General features: G+C 36.7%; 19 protein-coding genes. 4 read left to right on the top strand and 15 right to left on the bottom strand.

Annotated elements, in window-relative coordinates:
* Positions 1–79: 79 nt before the first annotated feature.
* A complete protein-coding gene (locus NG809_RS00605) occupies positions 80–1081 on the top strand; it encodes a bestrophin family protein (protein ID WP_262147146.1) in 1002 nt (333 codons plus the stop codon).
* A gap of 241 nt (positions 1082–1322) precedes the next feature.
* Here NG809_RS00605 and NG809_RS00610 read toward each other — a convergent pair whose 3' ends face one another.
* The 9 genes from NG809_RS00610 to NG809_RS00650 form a co-directional block, all read right to left on the bottom strand.
* Entirely contained in the window at positions 1323–3098 is a 1776-nt protein-coding gene (locus NG809_RS00610) for an acyl-CoA dehydrogenase family protein (protein ID WP_262147147.1), read from the bottom strand.
* Positions 3099–3411: 313 nt separating this feature from the next.
* The gene (locus tag NG809_RS00615) at positions 3412–4590 is read right to left on the bottom strand and encodes a thiolase family protein (RefSeq protein ID WP_262147148.1); all 1179 of its coding nucleotides are present in this window, start codon (positions 4588–4590) and stop codon (positions 3412–3414) included.
* A 48-nt stretch (positions 4591–4638) separates the two neighbouring features.
* The gene (locus NG809_RS00620; protein WP_262147149.1) at positions 4639–4992 is read right to left on the bottom strand and encodes a four helix bundle protein; all 354 of its coding nucleotides are present in this window, start codon (positions 4990–4992) and stop codon (positions 4639–4641) included.
* A 47-nt stretch (positions 4993–5039) separates the two neighbouring features.
* A complete protein-coding gene (locus NG809_RS00625) occupies positions 5040–7433 on the bottom strand; it encodes a 3-hydroxyacyl-CoA dehydrogenase/enoyl-CoA hydratase family protein (RefSeq protein ID WP_262147150.1) in 2394 nt (797 codons plus the stop codon).
* Between the two features lie 299 nt (positions 7434–7732).
* On the bottom strand, positions 7733–8185 hold the full coding sequence (locus NG809_RS00630; RefSeq protein ID WP_262147151.1) for a MarR family winged helix-turn-helix transcriptional regulator: 453 nt from the start codon (positions 8183–8185) through the stop codon (positions 7733–7735).
* Positions 8186–8350: 165 nt separating this feature from the next.
* On the bottom strand, positions 8351–9274 hold the full coding sequence (locus NG809_RS00635; protein WP_262147152.1) for an ABC transporter ATP-binding protein: 924 nt from the start codon (positions 9272–9274) through the stop codon (positions 8351–8353).
* Between the two features lies 1 nt (position 9275).
* Positions 9276–9563 carry a hypothetical protein gene (locus tag NG809_RS00640; RefSeq protein ID WP_262147153.1) on the bottom strand — a complete coding sequence of 96 codons (288 nt, stop codon included), beginning with the start codon at positions 9561–9563 and terminating at the stop codon, positions 9276–9278.
* A gap of 179 nt (positions 9564–9742) precedes the next feature.
* Positions 9743–10714, bottom strand: a complete 972-nt coding sequence (locus tag NG809_RS00645; protein WP_262147154.1) for an iron ABC transporter permease — start codon at positions 10712–10714, stop codon at positions 9743–9745.
* 15 nt (positions 10715–10729) lie between these two features.
* A complete protein-coding gene (locus tag NG809_RS00650; RefSeq protein ID WP_262147155.1) occupies positions 10730–11296 on the bottom strand; it encodes a TlpA family protein disulfide reductase in 567 nt (188 codons plus the stop codon).
* 28 nt (positions 11297–11324) lie between these two features.
* On the opposite strand from NG809_RS00650, the gene NG809_RS00655 reads away from it, so the two are divergent.
* Together NG809_RS00655 and NG809_RS00660 are read left to right on the top strand one after the other, a co-directional pair.
* Positions 11325–12449 carry a flavin reductase family protein gene (locus NG809_RS00655; RefSeq protein WP_262147156.1) on the top strand — a complete coding sequence of 375 codons (1125 nt, stop codon included), beginning with the start codon at positions 11325–11327 and terminating at the stop codon, positions 12447–12449.
* Positions 12446–13063: a SanA/YdcF family protein gene (locus NG809_RS00660; protein WP_262147157.1), complete on the top strand. Its 618-nt coding sequence runs from the start codon at positions 12446–12448 to the stop codon at positions 13061–13063. The genes NG809_RS00655 and NG809_RS00660 overlap by 4 nt, the downstream gene beginning before the upstream one ends.
* A 3-nt stretch (positions 13064–13066) precedes the next feature.
* On the opposite strand, the gene tamL is transcribed toward NG809_RS00660, so the two are convergent.
* The gene (tamL, locus tag NG809_RS00665; RefSeq protein ID WP_262147158.1) at positions 13067–15664 is read right to left on the bottom strand and encodes a translocation and assembly module lipoprotein TamL; all 2598 of its coding nucleotides are present in this window, start codon (positions 15662–15664) and stop codon (positions 13067–13069) included.
* Here tamL and NG809_RS00670 point away from each other — a divergent pair.
* Positions 15650–16375 carry a TrmH family RNA methyltransferase gene (locus tag NG809_RS00670; RefSeq protein ID WP_262147159.1) on the top strand — a complete coding sequence of 242 codons (726 nt, stop codon included), beginning with the start codon at positions 15650–15652 and terminating at the stop codon, positions 16373–16375. The genes tamL and NG809_RS00670 overlap by 15 nt on opposite strands.
* 72 nt (positions 16376–16447) lie before the next feature.
* Here the strand turns inward: NG809_RS00670 and NG809_RS00675 are convergent, their stop codons facing one another.
* The 5 genes from NG809_RS00675 to cmk form a co-directional block, all read right to left on the bottom strand.
* Positions 16448–17353 (bottom strand): IS1595 family transposase, encoded by a 906-nt coding sequence (locus tag NG809_RS00675; protein ID WP_262147160.1) that lies wholly within the window; start codon positions 17351–17353, stop codon positions 16448–16450.
* A 99-nt stretch (positions 17354–17452) separates the two neighbouring features.
* Positions 17453–17950: a phosphoribosyl-ATP pyrophosphatase gene (locus tag NG809_RS00680; protein WP_262147161.1), complete on the bottom strand. Its 498-nt coding sequence runs from the start codon at positions 17948–17950 to the stop codon at positions 17453–17455.
* A gap of 4 nt (positions 17951–17954) precedes the next feature.
* On the bottom strand, positions 17955–18263 hold the full coding sequence (locus tag NG809_RS00685; protein WP_262147162.1) for a hypothetical protein: 309 nt from the start codon (positions 18261–18263) through the stop codon (positions 17955–17957).
* Positions 18264–18340: 77 nt separating this feature from the next.
* Positions 18341–18685: a YtxH domain-containing protein gene (locus NG809_RS00690; protein WP_262147163.1), complete on the bottom strand. Its 345-nt coding sequence runs from the start codon at positions 18683–18685 to the stop codon at positions 18341–18343.
* Between the two features lie 93 nt (positions 18686–18778).
* Positions 18779–19453: a (d)CMP kinase gene (gene cmk, locus NG809_RS00695; RefSeq protein WP_262147164.1), complete on the bottom strand. Its 675-nt coding sequence runs from the start codon at positions 19451–19453 to the stop codon at positions 18779–18781.
* Positions 19454–19530: the final 77 nt, after the last annotated feature.

Below are 19530 nucleotides of genomic sequence, written 5' to 3' on the forward strand. Positions count from 1 at the left end.
AAATCAATCATCAATTATCAATCATCAATTATCACTCATCACTCATCACTCATCATTCATCATTAATCAATTATAAAACATGAACGCAGGAAGAAAATTTACACCGAAAGAATTCATTCTCTGGACACGCAGAACCATTTACAAAGTCTTTATTTTAGCCGCTATTCCAACCTTATTTTATTATTTGGGAGCAGAATATCTTTCGCTTCCATGGCAGCCGATTGCTATTTTGGGAACGGCGGTGGCATTTATTGTTGGTTTTAAGAACAATGCAAGCTACGGCAGACTTTGGGAAGCAAGGCAGATTTACGGTGCGATCATTAATGACAGCAGAGCTTTCGGGTATACTTTGAGGGACGCATTGCAGGGAAATAATGAGGAGATAAAAACTATATTTTACCGTCATTTTGCATGGCTTACGGCACTGCGTTTTCAACTCAGAGAGCCGAGAACATGGGAAAATATGGAACAGAAATCGAATCTGGAATATTTGTCGGTTTACGACATTCCGGAACGTAATTCTACGATTGAAAATGAATTAAAACCGTTATTGTCATCCTCTGAATACGAGTATGTTTTGACCAAGAAAAACCGTGCAACTCAGCTTTCGGCTTTGCAGTCGAAAGATTTGGCTGAACTTTACAAAAACGGGAAACTGAATGATTTTCAATGGACTTTTCTTCAGCAATCTTTATCAAAATTTACAGACCATCAGGGAAAAGCGGAAAGGATTAAAAATTTCCCATACCCGAGAAACTTCTCTTCAATTACAACTTATCTGCTTTTTCTTTTTGTGATTTCCGTGCCTTTTGGTTTGCTTAATGAGTTTGCAAAACTCGGTCAGGGAACTGTTTTGGAAGGCTATTCTGTTTGGTTAAATCTTCCGTTTTCTATGATTCTGATGTGGGTTTTCATCACGCTGGATACAGTAGGAGAGAGCTCGATGAATCCTTTTGAAGGCAGCGCCAATGATGTTCCAATCACGCAAATTAGCAGAACGATTGAGATTGATATGCGTGATATGTTGGATGAGGAATTTCTGCCGTCAGCGATTACGCCGAAGAATAATATTGTTTTGTAGGTTTTGGTTTTATTCGGAAAATAGTGATTTTATTGAAACTTATGGATTTCTAAATAATTTCCGATTGCGCCCCGACCTGAGTGGAGCTCTTTTTGTGAGGAAGAATGACGAACAAAAAAGCGGGAACGGAGGGCGGAAACAGGCGCCCAAATAAAGATTAAAAGTAAAAAATCCCGAAATATAATTCGGGATTTTTTAGATTATCTATGAACCTTAAAGGTTTTGTTTTTTAAGGGTAAGATTAATAGTGCCCTTTCCCAATATAATGCGCCGCAACCTTCTCAGTCAAAGCCACAACATTCGGGTTATTGGTGTATTTTGTAAATCTTCTTAATCCTGAAAGCATCATTCTCTGCTCGTCGCCTTCTGCGAAAGAAATAATTCCTTCCTTGGCGGCAACGATAATTTTTTCTACAGCTTTGTAAAGGTTTAATTGAGCCATTGCAACTTCAACAGAATCGGCAGCGAAATGTTTTTCAGCTCTCAAAATTGTAGATTCCGCCATGTAGATTTGATTTAAAATTTCTGAAGCATTCAACAGTAAATGTTGCTGTTTCTCAATATCCATCATGAACTTCTGAAGCGCAGCTCCCGAAACCATCAGGAAAACTTTCTTCAGATTAGCAATAATTGCTTTTTCTTCACTCATCAATTCAGAATAATCCGGAACTTCAAAAGACGGAATTCCCATCAATTCTTTTGAAATTGCCATTGCCGGAGAAAGTAAGTCTAATTCACCTTTCATGGCTCTTTTGATCAACATTCCGACAGCCAAAAGCCTGTTGATTTCGTTGGTTCCTTCGTAGATTCTGCCGATTCTTGCGTCTCTCCATGCAGCTTCCATCGGTGTATCTTCAGAAAAGCCCATTCCACCATAGATCTGAATTCCTTCGTCTGCGGTATTTTGAGTTAAGTCTGAAACATAAACTTTCAAAATAGAAGCTTCCACTGCAAATTCCTCAACACCTTTCAGTTCAGCTTGCTGATGATCCATGCCACCAGCAACCAATTCTGCGATTTTATCTTCCACATTTTTTGCCAAACGGTACGAACCTGCTTCACTTACAAAAACTCCCGTTGCCATTTCAGCAATTTTCTTTCTGATCGCTCCAAAAGTTGAAATATAAACGCCAAACTGCTTTCTCTCATTAGAATATTGAATCGAGTGATTTAAAATTCTTCTCTGTCCGTCAAGGTTTGCGGCAGCCAATTTAATTCTGCCAACATTCAGCGCATTCAAAGCGATTTTGAAACCATTGTTTCTTTCGCCAAGCATATTCTCAACAGGAATTTTCATATCATTAAAGAAAACCTGACGGGTAGACGATGAGCGAATTCCCAATTTGTGCTCTTCTTCACCAAACGTCAAACTTTCAGGGTTCTCAAGTTCAGATCGGTTGATTACAAAACCAGTAATATTTTTATCATCATCAATTTTGGCAAATAAAGTGAACGTGTCTGCAAAACCGGCGTTAGAAATCCACATTTTTTGTCCGTTGATGATGTAATGTTTTCCGTCCTCAGACAGTTTTGCTCTTGTTTTCCCTGAATTCGCATCAGAACCGGCATCAGGCTCAGTCAGGCAATATGCTCCGAATTTTGTTCCCGTTGCCAGATCCGGAAGATATTTCTGTTTCAGTTCCTCACTTCCATAAAGTAGGGTAGGAAGCGTCCCGATTCCGGTATGCGCTCCATAGGCCGTCGCCAGTGAACCATTTCCACCCGAAACATAGTCACAAGCCAACATCGTGCTCACAAATCCCATTCCCAAGCCACCGTATTCTTCAGGAACTGTAATTCCTAAAAGTCCCATTTCGCCGAGCTTACGCATAGTTTCCTCCGTTAAGGCATAATCTTTTTTCTCAAAACGCTCATGATGCGGAATTACTTCTCTGTCGATAAATTCTTTCGCAGAATCACGAAGCATTTTTTGCTCTTCACTCAGTTCTTCCAAACTGAAAATTTCATTTGCAGGAATCTCTCTGATAAGAAATTCTCCGCCTTTTAAATTTGACATATTATTTATTTTTTTAATTTTTTATTTTGGTAACCGTTCGAAAATTTCAGAGAGATTACTTTTATTTGGGCAGCTTAATCCGCCTGAATTTATCCTGAGCCTGACGAAGGGCTCCCGCTTTTTTCTGAAAAAAATCCAGCGCTTTTCCCTTCCCATTTTTTCAGAAAAAGAGCTCCGTTCAAGTCGGGCTGCAATTTCCCCCTGTCCCCCAAGGGAGAAACCGTCAGAAGGTAACAGTTTTTATGTGTAATAAATTAGTATTTATTTTTTAACTCGAATTTTAGAGATGTTCCCCCCTTGGGGGAAATGGGGATTACAGCAACTCAAAAATACTCGCCGCACCTTGCCCCGTTCCCACGCACATAGAAACCATTCCGTATTTATTTCCGCGTTTTCTCATTTCGTCGAGAAGCTGAACCGTCAATTTTGTTCCTGTGCAACCAAGTGGATGACCGAGAGCGATTGCGCCACCATTAACATTTAAAATATCAGGATTTAAATTCAATTCCTTTTTAATCGCAACCGATTGAGAAGCAAAAGCTTCATTTAATTCAATCAATTCAATATCTTTCAATTCTAAACCAGCCTGCTTCAGCGCTTTCGGAATGGCATAAACAGGACCCATCCCCATAATTCTCGGCTCCAAACCTGCAGCTGCGTACGCAACCAATCTCGCTTCAGGTTCCAGTCCTAATTCTTTCACCATTTCTTCAGACATTACGATCACGAAAGCTGCTCCGTCGCTCATTTGAGAAGAGTTTCCTGCGGTTACGCTTCCTCCGTTGGCAAATACTGGTTTTAGTTTAGCCAAACCTTCCAAAGAAGTGTCTAATCTCGGACCTTCATCTACTGAAAAATCGAATTTCTTAGTCTGCATTTTTTGGTTTTCATCCAAAAAATTATATTCAACAGGAATGGATACGATTTGATTGGCAAATTTACCTTCCTGATTGGCTTTCAAAGCTTTTTGATGCGATTCAAAAGCAAATTGGTCCTGCTCTTCACGGGAAATGTTGAATTGTTTTGCAACTTCTTCTGCCGTGTAACCCATTCCCCAATAATAATCGGGATTTGATTTTGCAATTTCAGTTTCAGGAACGGGTTTATAACCACCCATTGGAATATAAGACATTGATTCTGTACCACCTGCGATGATACAATCCGCCATTCCTGCTTGAATTTTCGCCGAAGCGATCGCAATTGCCTCAGAACCTGATGCGCAATATCTGTTCACGGTAACACCAGGAACTTTGTCGGTTTGTAATCCCATCAAAGAGATTAAACGTGCTACATTTAAGCCTTGTTCAGCTTCCGGCATTGCGTTACCAACGATTAAATCATCGATTCTGTCTTTATCTAGTTGTGGAACGGCTGCCATCAGTTTCTCGATAACTGTTGCTGCCATTACGTCGGGACGTGTGAATCGGAGTGAGCCTTTTGGCGCTTTTCCGACCGCTGTACGGAATCCCTTGATTATATATGCTTGTCTCATAATTGTAATATGTATTTATGTATAAAGTACAATGTATTTTTAAAAGTTTTAACTTGAATAAACTTGTTTCAGTTTAATAATCATATTTTGTATATGTTGAATCTCAGTAAGAACAATTTCGAATTTTTCCTGTGGAAAAAATTCACATTCATTTGCAATAATTATCTGTGTTTCGAACTCAAAAGAAGATCCTAAAGCTATATTTAAGAAATGTGAAAACTGAGCTTTTGTATCTCTGCCGGCTCCTTCAGCGATATTCGATGGAATCGAATACAATGATCTTCTAGATTGAGATGTGAGACCAAATAATTCATCTTTCGGAAATTCTTTTGAAAAGAAATAATACGTTTTACAGAGTTTAATAGATTTTTTCCAAACTTCTAATTGTCTGAAATTGTGCATAACAAATACTTTTTACGTTAATACTTTCTACTTTGTACAAAAAAAAATTAATTTCTCAACGGCTTTCCTTTCTGCAACATAAACTGAATTCTCTCCAAAGTTTTTCTCTCTCCACAAAGCTGTAAAAAAGTTTCTCTCTCAAGATTCAATAAATACTGTTCGGTAACAACTGTTGGTTCAGAAAGATTTCCGCCTACCAGAACATTCGCTAGTTTATCTGCTATTTTCTTATCATGCTCGGAAATGAAATTTCCGGTTAACATTTGGTCAGTTCCCACGTAGAACATGCCCAAAGCATCTTTTCCAAGAACTTTTACAGTTTGCTCGATGGGTTGAGTATAGCCGTGTTCTGCCAGACTTTTAGCCATCATTTTTGCGGTCATAATCTGCGTTCTTTTATCAACGACCACGATGTCTTTTCCTTTTTCAAGAATTCCCATGTCGTAAGCCTCGTAGGCTGAAGTGGCGACTTTTCCCATTGCGATATTCATGAAAGCCTCACGGAGACGGTTGTTTTTCACATCATCACTGTGGAATTCTCTTGAAGTTCTCAAAGCAAATTCTTTTGTTCCGCCACCACCAGGAATGACGCCGACTCCGGTTTCAACCAATCCGATGTAGGTTTCTGCAGCTGCGACTACTCGGTCGGCGTGCATCGTCATTTCGCAACCACCGCCTAAAGTCATTCCGTGAGGAGCGACTACGACAGGAATTGAGGAATAACGAACTCGCATCATCGATTTTTGGAAATATGCAATCGCCATATTCAAATCATCCCAATCTTGCTCGATTGCCATCATTAATATCATCGCTAAATTGGCTCCGACAGAGAAATTCGTGCCTTGATTTCCAATCACTAAACCGTCGTATTCTTTTTCAGCTAAATCAATGGCTCGGTTTAATCCATCCAGAACTTCGCCGCCTAGAGAATTCATCTTGGAACGGATTTCAAAATTGATAATTCCGTCGCCCAAATCTTCAATAGAAGAACCTGAATTGCTCCAAAGCGTTTTGTTTTTTCTGATATTATCTAAAATGATAAATGATTCCTGACCTGGAATATTATTGTAATTTCCTGAGTTTTTATCGAAGAAAATGCTTTGTCCGTCGTCGTTGACTTTGTAGAATGATTCAACGTTTTTTACCCAATCAGAAACTTCATAACCCGCTTCTTTCGCCAGTTCAATTCCTTTTTGAACTCCAACAGAATCCCAAATTTCGAAAGGTCCGTTTTCCCAACCGAAACCTGCTCTCATCGCATCGTCGATTTTGTAAACTTCGTCAGAAATTTCAGGAACTTTGTGAGAAACGTAAGCGAACAATGCGCCCAAAGATTTTCTGTAAAGCTCTCCAGCTTTGTCTTTTCCACCAATTAAAACTTTGAAACGGTCAATTGGTTTGTCGATATTTTTAGTTAATTCTAAAGTCGGGAAAGAAGATTTTCCCTGAAGTTCGTATTCTAAAGTGTCGAGATTTAATCCGTGAATTTCAGATTTTCCGTCCTTACCTTTCACTTTTTTATAGAAACCTTGTTCTGTTTTTGAACCCAACCATTTGTTGTCTACCATTTTCTGAATGTACTCAGGAAGGGCGAAAACATTGTTGAAATCATTCGCTTCAGCACCGCTTTGACGAACTCCGTTGGCCACCATCACCAAAGTATCCAAACCAACCACATCGGCTGTTCTGAAAGTTGCAGACTTTGGTCGACCAATAATTGGACCCGTCAATTTATCAACATCAGAAACATTTAAACCTAATTTCTGAACATTATGAAGCAAATCCATCATCGAGAAAACGCCGATTCTGTTGGCAATAAACGCGGGTGTATCTTTTGCTAAAACGGTTGTCTTTCCTAAGAATTTTGCACCGTATTCCATGTAGAATTTCGCGATTTCTGGGTCTGTTTCTTTAGTTGGAATGACTTCAAGAAGCGGTAAATATCTTACAGGATTGAAAAAGTGCGTTCCCGCAAAATATTTTTTAAAATCATCGCTTCGTCCTTCCACCAACATATTGATTGGAATTCCTGAAGTATTGGACGAAACTAAAGTTCCGGCTTTTCTGAACTGTTCGATTTTTTCGTAAACCGATTTTTTGATGTCGAGTTTTTCAACGACAACTTCAATAATCCAGTCTGTGTCTTTGATTTTTGGTAAATCGTCATCGAAATTTCCGACCTTAATTCTTTCCGCAAATTTCGGAGAATAGAGTAGTGCTGGACTTGATTTCTTCAGTTTTTCAAAGTTTTCTGAAGCAATTCTGTTGCGAACGGCTTTGTCTTCTTTGGTCAAACCTTTTTTCTGCTCGGCTTCGTTCAGCTCAAACGGAACAATATCGAGCAGTGAAACCTGCACGCCGATGTTGGCAAAGTGCGCAGCTATACCGCTTCCCATAATTCCTGAACCGAGAACCGTTACGTGTTTGATTCGTCTTTTCATATGTAGATTTTATTATTTTGATTAATTTATGAGTTGATTTATAACCTTATTCTTTTACTTTTTCCCTTCCTTTTTCTAGCAGCGAATCTGTCACAGCCCGACCTGAGTGGAGCTCTTTTTGCAAATTTCAGGGCTGGCAAATGCGATGGGAAATCTGCAAAAAAGTGGGAACTGAGGACATAAATGAAATAAAGCTGAGGCTTTACCGAAATTTACGAACGAAGTTTATAACTGCCATAAAAATAAAATAGCTTGGACAATTCCAATTGCTGCACCAATAAAAGGCGGGATCATTTAAACTATTTCTTATTGTTCAGGTCGCTTGATATTTTCATAATTTCAGTCATGACTTCTTTGAAAACCTCCAGTTTTTCAGGGGCAATTTTTTCCATGACTCTCTTGTTGAAGTTAACAACGACTTCTTTTGATAAATTTCTTGAGTTCAGCCCTTTATCTGTAAGTTTGATAATCACTTCGCGCTTGTCCTGCGTTGTTTTTTCTTTGTAGATATAGCCGTTGTCTTCCAAAAGCTTAATGATTCTGGTAAGAGAAGTGGGCTCGATGGCCATTTTTGGACCTAAATTAGTGCTTCTGGTTCCTTCTTTAGGATCGATCTTGAGAAGTGTGAGCGCCTGTACCGCGGTGGAATCGTACTCCTGCGCAAGGTCTGAGTACATTTTCTGTACCGATATCCATGTCTGCTTCAGAATAAGATCGATGTTTTCAGTTTTTTCTTTATTGTTTTGATCCATACTTTTTTGTGTTATGGTGTTATCCAAATTTAATAAATATTATGCATGCATAACAGTTTATAAAGTTAAAATTTGTTAACAATCTGACTGATAAGGACTTAAAAAGTATGAAAAGCATAATACTATGCATGCATAGTATGTAATATTGTTAACCAGAATGCTTTGTTAATGAATGTTTTGGATGATTTTCAGAATATCTTCGAAAGATTCGCATTGATAAGTTGTATTCGTATCAGAAATGTTCCAGATTTTGTTCTGATAAGTAAAACTGAGACCTGACAGGTCTTTCTGAAAGTTTTTCTGCAAAAGCGAGTAGAGCATTTCTTTCTGAATCTCCGGCGAGCTGATGGATGGTGCCACGAAGTTTTTATTGACCTGAAAAAGTGAGGCGTTGGTAAGCTCATCATTCTGTATCATAACATCTTCAACCATCCCGGCAAACAACTGTTTTTCTTTGATGTACCAGATTTTATCCGCAAATTCCTTTGCCAGACGCCAGTCGTGGGACGAAAAAAGGATTAATTTATTCTGTTCTTTGGCAAGTTTTCTGAGTGTTTTCAGAATGATGATTTTATTTTTCTCGTCGAGATGCGTTGTTGGTTCATCCAAAATTATAATGGGCGAATTTTGCGTCAATGCCCGTCCTATAAATGCTTTCTGAAGATTTCCGTCGGAAAGATTTTTGAGCGGTGTATTTTTATATTGTGCAAGATCGAGTTCTTCAATAATTTCCGCAACTTCAGCTCTATCCTGTTTTTTCAGCTCGAAATAAAAGGGATAGTAAATGTATTTTCCTAAAGAAATCAGGTCTTCAACTGTATAATTTTGCGGAATAACCGCTTTTGAAAAAACGATGGCAATATTTTCTGCAATTTCTTTTACAGTTAAATCTTTTACGTTTTTATTTTCAATTAAAATTTCGCCACCCAACAAAGGATTCTGATGGAGAATAGATTTGATTAAAGTTGTTTTTCCTACACCGTTATTTCCTATCAAAAGGCAGACGTCTCCCAATTTCAAAGATGCGTTGGCATTTGAAATAAGGGTTTTGTCGTAGCCGATGTTGGCTTGGTTGATTTGTAGGTGCATTTTATACTGAAATTAGAATAATAAATAAAATAAGTGGAATAAGACTAAAAATAAAGTACAAAAATTTATATTCTTTAATATCAATTAAACTTAAAATCCCTAAAATTAATGATCCCAAAAATGCTGCAGGTATTCCAATCATAAACCACCAATTATGACCGAAAGAGTAAATCCAATGCTTATCTAAGCTCATTCTAAACAGTTTTGAATATTCCAGAATTGCCACGCTAAATGCGAACATAAATATATTAGCAATAATTAATTTCTTATATGTAATTCTGGCATTCATCTGTTTATTATTTGATCATGCTAAAAAGGCCATCATAAAATTAGTTTAGATTCCTACGGAAAGACAAAGTGGAAGTATTTGTAGGACATTAAATTTTAAAAAAGATCCAACATCTGCGTCATCTGGAAAATCTGCGGGAGATTTAAAAAATTCACTATTGACTCATTCACAATTCACTTTTACACTTTATTCTGCCTCAACAACATCATCAAAATTACAGGAATTCCAAAAACTGAGCTTATTACATTAAGAGGAATTTGCGTTTTTTCTGCGGCGATGGAGAAAATGAGCATGATGAGCATTCCTAAGAAGATATTTAAAATCCATTGCTGCCATAATTTTGCGGGATTGTAAATTAATCTGCAAAAGTGGGGAACGATAATTCCGATGAATAAAATGGGTCCTAAAAAAGCTGTAATAGAAGCAGAAAGCAGGGAAGAAGTGACAATGATAAGCAATTTTAAATGATTTAAATTTACTCCTAAACTTTGTGCGTAAGAACTTCCCAAAGAATTTCCGATTAGAGGTTTTATGGTTTTAAAACAAACAAATAATCCGATTGCTACCAATACTGAAAGGACAAAAATCTGATTTCGGGAAACCATATTGTTGGCTCCAAATGACCACAGAATATAATTTTTTAAACTTTGATTTTCAGCGTAAAACTGTAGCAGAGAAACAATCGCTCCCGCAAAAGCCGAAACTAAAAATCCGAAAATAATCAGGTAAGATTTATCCTGAAATTTACCGGACATCGACAGTAAAACAAGCATCAGAAGTAGACTTCCGACGATTGCGGACAAGCTTAAAAAACTGTTTTGTAAAAATTCTGGAAGCAAAATACTGTTTGAAAAGAAAATGTAAAATGCTACCGATAAACTCGCAACTGATGTGATTCCTAAAATATCTGGTCCGGCAAGCGGATTTTGAAAGTATTCCTGCATCAGAAAACCTGAGGTTGGAATGGAAATGCCAGCCAAAAGCATTGCCAAAACCCTGTTTACACGTATTTCAGCAATCTGACTGTTGGAATTTTCTCCAAAAAAATCATTGAAATTTAAACTTAAAAATCCTGTGTTCAAATTAATAATAGAAACAATGAATATTGCTAAAATTAATACTGAACACAGGATTTTGAATTTTTTTGACATTTTCTGAACGGAAAATTATTTTAAAAGCTTTGCCATCTTTTCATTCAACTGGGCTTCGCTGATCATACCTAGAGTTTCATCGGTTTTGTCGCCTTTCCTCATAAAAGTAAACGGAATTGCGCTGCCGTTCCACTCCTTAAAATTGGAAGCAAAAAAGTTGGCATCCAGCTGTGTTCCATCCAGTAAAACGGTGTAATCCTGAATTCCCTGCTCCTGTGTGAAACGCGGAACCTCAGAATTCCAGACTTCTTTCTGGTCTAGGCTTACAAAAGTAATTTTTACAGGCTGGCCTTTGAATTCTTCAATTTTATTTTTGAAATGTGGAATTTCTTTTACACACGGTCCGCACCATGTTGCGAAGAAATTGGTAACATAAAGAGTATCGTTTTTCTTTCCCAAAAAGTCTGCTGTCTTTGCCAGAGTTACCATTGGCAAAGGCTTTGCTGCAGGTTGATCTTCTGTTTTTGCAACGGAATCTGTATTTTCAGAATTTGTATCTTGAGCTGTTTCCTGATTTGTATTTTCCTTTTTGCATGATGACAAAGCGACCAAAACAAATGCTGACAAAATTAGTTTCTTCATATTTTTTATTTATTTTTGGAATGAACTTATGAAAGAGCAAATTTACAAAGGCAAACCCACGGAATTTCATCCGTTAAAAATAGCTAAAAAGCAAGACCTGACCAAAAATACTTTCACCCTGGAATTTGAAATTCCAGAGGATTTGGAGTGGCTTTTTTCGTTTGAGTCCGGTCAGTTTGTGACCGTTCTGTTTGAGGATGACGGGAAAGAATTTCTTAATGATTATTCAATAACTTCGGCTCCGTTTGAAAAAAAGATTACTTTAGGAATCAAGATCAGTTCTGAAGACAGCAGTGCTTCAAAACTTTACCAAAAATTTAATGAAGGCGATATCTTATTTGTAAGTAAGCCGGCAGGAAGATTTACTTTGGTTTCAAAACCTAGCGAGTTCAGAACGATTGTGGGTTTTGCAGCTGGAATTGGGATTACGCCGGTTTTAAGCCATTTTAAAAATATTCTTCATCAGGAACCGAGAACAAGGCTTTTCCTTTTTTACGGGAACAGAAACTTTGAAAACCTTGCTTACCGTGAGGAACTTGATCAGCTTGCCCGTTTTTATGGCGACAGATTACAGATTTTCTACTTTTTTTCAAGGGAAAATACAGCAAACTCTTTTTTTTCAGGAAGACTTGATGAGAAAAAATTAAATTTAATCATCAATCAGATTCTCCATTTGGATGATACCGATGAAGAATCAACGATTTGGGATGCGGTGGATGAAGTTTTGATTTGTGGGAAAGGTGAAATGATAAAAAGCCTCGCCAACGCCTGCTACCAACACGGAATCCCGAAAAACAATATTCATTTTGAGCTTTTTGAAGAGTTTAACGACGATATTTATCCTATAGAAAAAGAATTTCCACTGATAGAAAATATTGAGATTGAATATACGATGCTCGGGAAAAATTACCAGACTAAACTTCCTGATAACAGAGAAAAAATTCTGCAGCAGCTTTTAACTTTAAAATTTCCAGTACCATATTCCTGCAAATCAGGGATTTGTGGGAGTTGTGAATGTTATTTGGAAGAAGGCGAAGTTGAGCTTCTGGAGAACGAATATTTAACTGAAAAAGAAGAATCTCAGGGAAAAATTTTAGCCTGTATGTCGATTGCTAAAACTAAAAAAATAAAGCTTAATTTTGATTTCAGTTGAGAATCATTAAAAACATATTCAAATTTATTTTTCTGTCAGCGGAAGTTGTTATTCTGCTGATGGCTTTGTGCAATGCGTGGGTTTTTGGGCTGACCAACGGAAGAACGTACACTAAAATTTCAAAAATTCCGCCACGTGAGGTTGCTTTGGTGTTGGGAACTTCGCCAAGAATGCGTTCAGGAGTTTCCAATCCGTATTTTACCAAAAGGATGGATGCAGCGGCACTACTTTATCATCATGGAAAGATAAAAACTATCATTGTAAGCGGTGAAAAAAGCAAGGGTTACGACGAACCTGCTGCCATGAAAAATTATCTGATTTATCAGGAAGGCGTTCCTGAACACATCATTGTAGAAGATCCAAAAGGTTTTAATACTTATAAAAGTATTCTCCGTTGCAAGAACACGTACAAAAAGAAAAACGTCATCATTGTTTCTCAGGGGTTTCACAATCTAAGAGCTTTATTTTTCGCCAGAAACAATTCTATGAATGCTTTGGGATTTGATGCTCAGGATGTATCAAAACCTGAGAGTTTCTATAGAAATCAATCCAGAGAAAGTCTTGCAAGAGTAGCTGCTGTGGCCTATTTCATACTCGGTATTTCGCCGGATTAAATTTTAGAACGGATATCCGAATGCGATGTTCATCGTTGGTTTAAACAGATCGAAATTTTTCAGTCTCCATCTTTCTGAATCAGGTTTGTTTGGGTCATAGATTTTGTAGGCAAGATCCAGTCTTAAAGTGATATAAGCAATATTCACTCTCAATCCCAATCCACTACCTACACCCATCTGACGGATGAATTTGCTGAATTTAAATTGGTCATCAAAACCGCTGTCTTCGAGATTCCAGATGTTTCCGATGTCTGTAAATATGGCTCCTTCGTACATGTCATTAAAGGGCAGACGGTATTCAATATTCGTTGTCAGTTTTACATTTCCCATCAAATAAGTACGAACACGCTCATCGATCTGAGAAGCTCCAGGCCCCAAACCACCGAAGGCAACCCAAGCCCTGATATCATTGGAACCTCCGTTGAAATAAGAACGCACAAAAGGCATCGATGAAGAGTTTCCGTAAGGAATTCCGACACCGACGAACTGTCTCAGAGCCAATGTTTGGTTTCCGTTGATTTTATAGTATTTTCTGACATCAAAATCAAACTTCACAAATTGCGCATAAGGAATTCCGAAAATCGTTTTTTGCGGACTCGTTACCACGCCGCCTTCATCTCTTTTCTGATTAAAAATACTTGGGATATTTCCTGCCAGTTCTACTTTTCCGTTAAAATAAAATGCATTCGGATAGTCTTTTTTACCAATTTCATTATAAACAAAATTGTATATCATGGATGAAATAATTACGTCCTGCGTCTGTCTGTCTTTATTCACCAAAGTTCCGGTGAATGCCAGCAAACGGCTTGCTCTGGTGGGATCTAGCGTGGCAACATACCCCTGATCTCCAACGATCATCATAGAAACCTGATCTCTTGTAAGCTGACCTGCATTAAACTGCTGACCCAATTGAGGATTATATACAAAATAATCATCAAAAGCAGCTCTTCTTATATTATCGTCACCTACAAAAAAATCGTAATAGCTGTCTTTATTTTTGGTTAAACTAAACTGTGTATTAAACAGTGAAAGTCTGTGTGAAACCTGATCATTTACATTGGCAAAATAATTTAGACCTGTATTGAAATTGACTCTTCCCAAACCGATATTGTTTTGTACAGAAGCTCCTAAAACAATGGATGAAGTAGGAGTGTACCTCTTCGGAATCAGTTTATAATAAGAAAAAGGCAACAATAATCTTGGAAACTGAAGCGATGCCTGAGCAGAAATTTCGTAAGCACCAATTCTTTTGCTGATGTCTCTGGGGTTTACAATTCTTCCAAATGTGCCGGAAAGACTTGTAGAAAGGTTTTCAGCACCTCCAAAAATATTTCTAGTTGTAAGGTCAACCGAAGGTGAAATACCTAAATTTAAAAGTTGAGAATAGTTGATGTCGGTTCCCAGTTTCAGTTCAAATTTATCCAGAGGTTTTAGTATATACAAAACATCAAGGATGCTGTCACTCACTTTTCCGCCGTCATCTTTTCGGTAATCAACTTCACTTTTCAAAATACTGAAATTGTTCATTGCTGAAAAATTGCGTTTGGTAAGGTTGAGTTTTTTCTGATCATAAACAGATTTATGATCTTCAATTACAGCCCGCCACAAAGCCTGATTTTTGTAACGGTCATCCACTTTATGGAAACGGATTCTTCTGAGGCTGTCCTGTGTTGTTCTCTTTTCGTAATAATCTGAAATATCATCCACAACCGCCACATCAATATTACCAATGGTTGCCACTTTGTAAGGTGTATTTACAGAATCTTTATGTATTTCAAGGGTAAGAGGAACTTCTTTTCTGCTTTTTAAAGAATCTGCTACAAAGAAAACTTCATTATTAGCGCTATTGAATTTATAATAACCGCGGTTTCGCATGATTTCGTTGATTCTCGATACTTCTTTTTCAAGATTGGTCTGATCAAGAATTTCACCTTTTCTCACAATAGATTTTGAAATATTGTCTTTAAAGTGTGACTTAATTGCCAAATCAGGAATATTGTAATAATAATCTTTTATAATTGTGGGGCTGTTGTGTTTGATGGTATAATTTACACTTGCCTTTTTATCTGCCGAATCTCGTTTATCAGAAACTGTTACCTCTCCATCCCAAAAACCTCTGTAGGTAAGGCGGTTTTCAATTGATGCTGCGCTTTTTTCAGTTCTTGTTTCGTCAAAAATAACGGGTGGACTTCCCCAATTGTGGTAAAGTCTGTCCATAAACAAACTTTTCCCTACGCTGCTCTGCATGTTGTATTTAATGAAAAGTGAGTCTCTCAGCTTCTGATTTCTCATTTCGCTGGGGTACGTCATGTATTCATTTAAAATCGTATCGTATTTCGGGTTTGCAGCGTTATAAAACCAAAGACTCAGAGGAAGAAAAAGAAGTTGTTTTTTGTTGGGTTTTTGCTGAACGTAATCTTTCAGCTCGTCGTCAAAAGGCTGTTTTCCATCTTCAAATTCAAAGGTGTTTTTGGTAAGAAGATATTCCCCGTCAGGTACTTTTTTGGTGGTGCTGCAGGCATAAAGTAGAATAATAAATGTTGCAAATGATAGAATTTTATAATACTTTTGAGGAGATTTCTTATAATGCTTACAGCTCATACAATAAAAGTTTTACAGTCTCTTGATAAAAAGAAGTTCAGGCAAAAATACAATTTGTTTTTGGTTGAAGGCAACAAAATCATTTCAGAACTTCCTCAATCTAACTATAAAATTAAAGAAATATTTTCTACCGATCCGGAAAAATTAGATTTAAAAGATATTTCAGGCATACCAGTTACCGTAAGTGAATTAAAAAAAATAAGTTTTCTTCAAAATCCAAAAGATTCTGTAGCAGTTTGTCATTTAAATGAAGAATCGGAATTTAAGGAAAAAGATTTTCAGATTGTTTTGGATGGAATACAGGATCCGGGAAATCTTGGGACAATCATCCGTCTGGCAGACTGGTTTGGTATTGAACAGATTGTTTGCAGTGAAGATACGGTAGATTTTTACAATCCAAAAGTCATTCAGGCAACAATGGGATCTTTTACGAGAGTGAATATTGTTTATGAAAATCTTGTTGATTATTTGTCTCAGACTGATAATCAAAATATCGGTACAGATATGACAGGCGAAAATATTTACAGTTTTAAAAAGCCGGAAAAAATCAACTTAATTTTGGGAAACGAGGGCAAGGGAATGCGTCCCGAAACTGAAAAATTACTTCATGAAAGTGTCTGCATCCCAAGATTCGGAAAATCGCAATCTACAGAGAGCCTCAATGTCTCCATGGCTGCAGGAATTATTTTAGGTCAGCTTTTTTCGAAATAATTTAAATTTTTCCCACAAAAAAACTGAGATTAAGAAATAAATTTTATTTTTTTAATGTATATCCGTTTTTAATCATACCGCTGTAATATTAGCAATAATGAGCCTTTCGAAGAGTTGGTCGCCGAAATATCTCCGATTTAGTTTGTAGATAAATTCATTTAAATACAGTTGAAGGTATTTTCTTTTGATTTTATGATAATTTCCCAATAAATTCCGTTTTGCATTACTAATGGTAATATGAACCCATTTTAAGGTTTCATTTGTGGTTTCTTTATCCGATTTCTCTGTGATATGAAGCTCTACAAAATCAGAGATATCAACGTACGAGGTACTTTTATCAGTGAAAACAATACTTTGATTATCGATCGATTCCTTAATGGTTTCGTTGATTTCAAGGGAAAGATGCGTTTCTAAAACTTTAGCTTTAAAGTATCTGCAGGATTTTGATTTTTCACCAGTCTCTATATTTTCCAAAGGCGTAGATTCGGCCATTACAGCAACATTTTGTTTGCCCGCTGCACCTCTGCCGCGGACTCCTTTTTCCTGCTCAATCTCACTGGATTCTACTGTAAAATAGCCTTCATCAAATTCAATCATTCCTTCTAAAGTATATTTTTCGTCCCGTGTTCCCATTGCTTTTCTTAGCTTATGAACCATTGCCCAAACAGGCTCATAGCGTTTCAATCCCAATTGCTTCTGAATTTCTTTAGACGAAAATCCTTTTTTTGTAACGCTCATTAAGAACATTGTCTTATACCAAATTAAAAATGAAAGATTAGAGTTCTGCATAATGGTGCCGCTTTTCAAAGAAGTCCTTTTACGGCATTTTTTGCATTCGTAGCTCCAAATGCTCTTAATCCAGAAATGTTCTTTATGACCACATTTGCATGCCACGCCAATCTTATCTCTCTGTTTCTTAAAATGAATTCTGCAATCTTCCTCTGTCCCAAAATGAGCGGTAAAGCTAAATATATCCATCTAATTATTTAAATTACAGATAAATATACGAAATTATTACGAATTACGGATATACATTATTTTTTTTCTTAATCACAGCCTTAACCTTAACCTGATTTTTCAAATTAACTGTTCCATGCTGGAAACGCTTTTTGTTTTCTGGTAAGCTTCCATTTTATTTCTCAAAAATTTCAAGGCAACAGGTGCAAGATAAATCAGTGCGATACCGATTGCTTTTTTCTTCCAGTTACTGCTTTTCAGATTTTTCTTGGCATAGTTTGCTACCAGAGCAGTTGTTCCAAGTTTAATCAAACCTTCCAGAGCATCACCTTTGAAAGCGCTTCCTGCTAATCCTACAGCTGTGTTTCTGCTGAAAATCATATTTTTTACTTCAGAAGTTACCTGTTTTGCGATAACATCTTTTCTCAGAACGGTTTTTTCTTCACCATCCTCGTCTGTTTTTTCTTTCAGATACTGGTCTGTAAAACCGTTTGTAAATGCGCTTAAACTTTCTTTGGCATTTTTAAATGTAAGAATTGCTTCCAAATCATCCACTTCTGCCTGTAAAAGTTTTTTCTTTCTTTTAAGCTCTTCAAGACTGTTAAAATTTACACTCATAATATTAATGATTTATAAATTGTACCACTTTATCAGCGATAATATTGACTATTTTTTTCTTGAAAACTGCGACAACTATCATCACAACTACATAAAATCCAGCTACAATCATAAAACCATAAGAGGTGTTGTTTAAAGCTTTACCGATGAGATATGCCAATCCGAAATTGAACAGGATAATAAAAAAGGCAAATGCAATAAGGAATATGATAAGATAAGCGATAATTCCTGCAGAAATAGAAGTTTTTTCGGTAGCCTGTATCTTGATAAGATCTAGCCTTTTGGTTGCATATTCTTTTAGAGTTTCTACCATTATGTTTATTTTTTGAAAGTTACAAAAAAAGGAACTTTAATACAAAGTTCCTTCAACTATATTGTTGTGAAAATAAATTATTTCAAGTCGTTAAGACCATTTTCCACATCTTTTACGACGTCTGAAGTTTTAGATACGATCTGGTCTTTGTATTTGTCATATCCGTCTTTTACAGTATGAGCTACATTATTGGCAGTATCTTTAAAAGTAGTGGAAATACTGTCATATTGCTCCTTTACTTTGTCCGAAACTTCTCCGTATTTATTTTTAGCCTGATCTTTAAGATCATTAGCCTTAGTTTTAATTTTTTTTCTTGTTTCTTTACCTTCTTCAGGAGCGTAAAGCATTCCTAAAACTACGCCAGCTGCGGCACCTGCTAATAATCCTGCTAAAATCCCTGCTGTATTTCCTTTTTTAGACATTTTTTGTTTTTTTTAATGGTTAATATATTCGGTTTGTTGTTTTGTAAGTTTGCAATTAATATACCAATCAATGGAAATGAATATTAAAATCTGTTAAAAATTTTCAACATAATTTAATATCTTTTCGATGGTTTCTTTTTTTGTCATTTCAGTATTGTCAATAACGATCGCATCGTCAGCCTGTTTCAATGGGGCAACTTCTCTTTCACTGTCTATTTTATCCCTTTCAATAAGATTTTGTTTCACCTGATCTTCATTGGCATCGATTCCGAGAGTAAGAAGTTCCTGATATCTTCTTTTTGTACGTTCGTCTATGCTTGCGGTGAGAAAGAATTTAAAATCTGCGTCAGGTAAAACCACAGTTCCGATGTCTCTGCCATCCATGATGATTCCTCCTTTTTCTGCCAGTTTTCTTTGGTGATCAAGTAAAAATTCTCTTACTTTGGCCTGTTTTGCGACATTGCTGACGTTTTCAGTCACTTGATTGCTTCGGATTTCTTTGGTGATATTGATTTCGTTCAGAAAAAGAACGAGCTCGTTTTCAATATTTTTAAATTCAAGATGAATGTGATGAAAGTTGTTAAATAAATCATCAAGATCAACGTTGCCGTCTTCTTTGCAGCAGTTTTGAAGAGCAAACCAAGTCACGCCGCGATACAGTGCTCCCGTGTCTAAATGTACAAGATCAAGTTTTTGCGCAATGATTTTAGAAATCGAACTTTTTCCAGTGGAAGAAAATCCGTCTATGGCAATTACCGGTTTTTTCATCTGTAGATGTTTATTGTTTTTTAAAAGACATATGGAATCCCTTAATCTTCAAAGGTGTTTGTGCTTTTAAATCATGG

The sequence above is a fragment of the Chryseobacterium foetidum genome (assembly GCF_025457425.1).
Classification (GTDB): Bacteria; Bacteroidota; Bacteroidia; order Flavobacteriales; family Weeksellaceae; genus Chryseobacterium; species Chryseobacterium foetidum.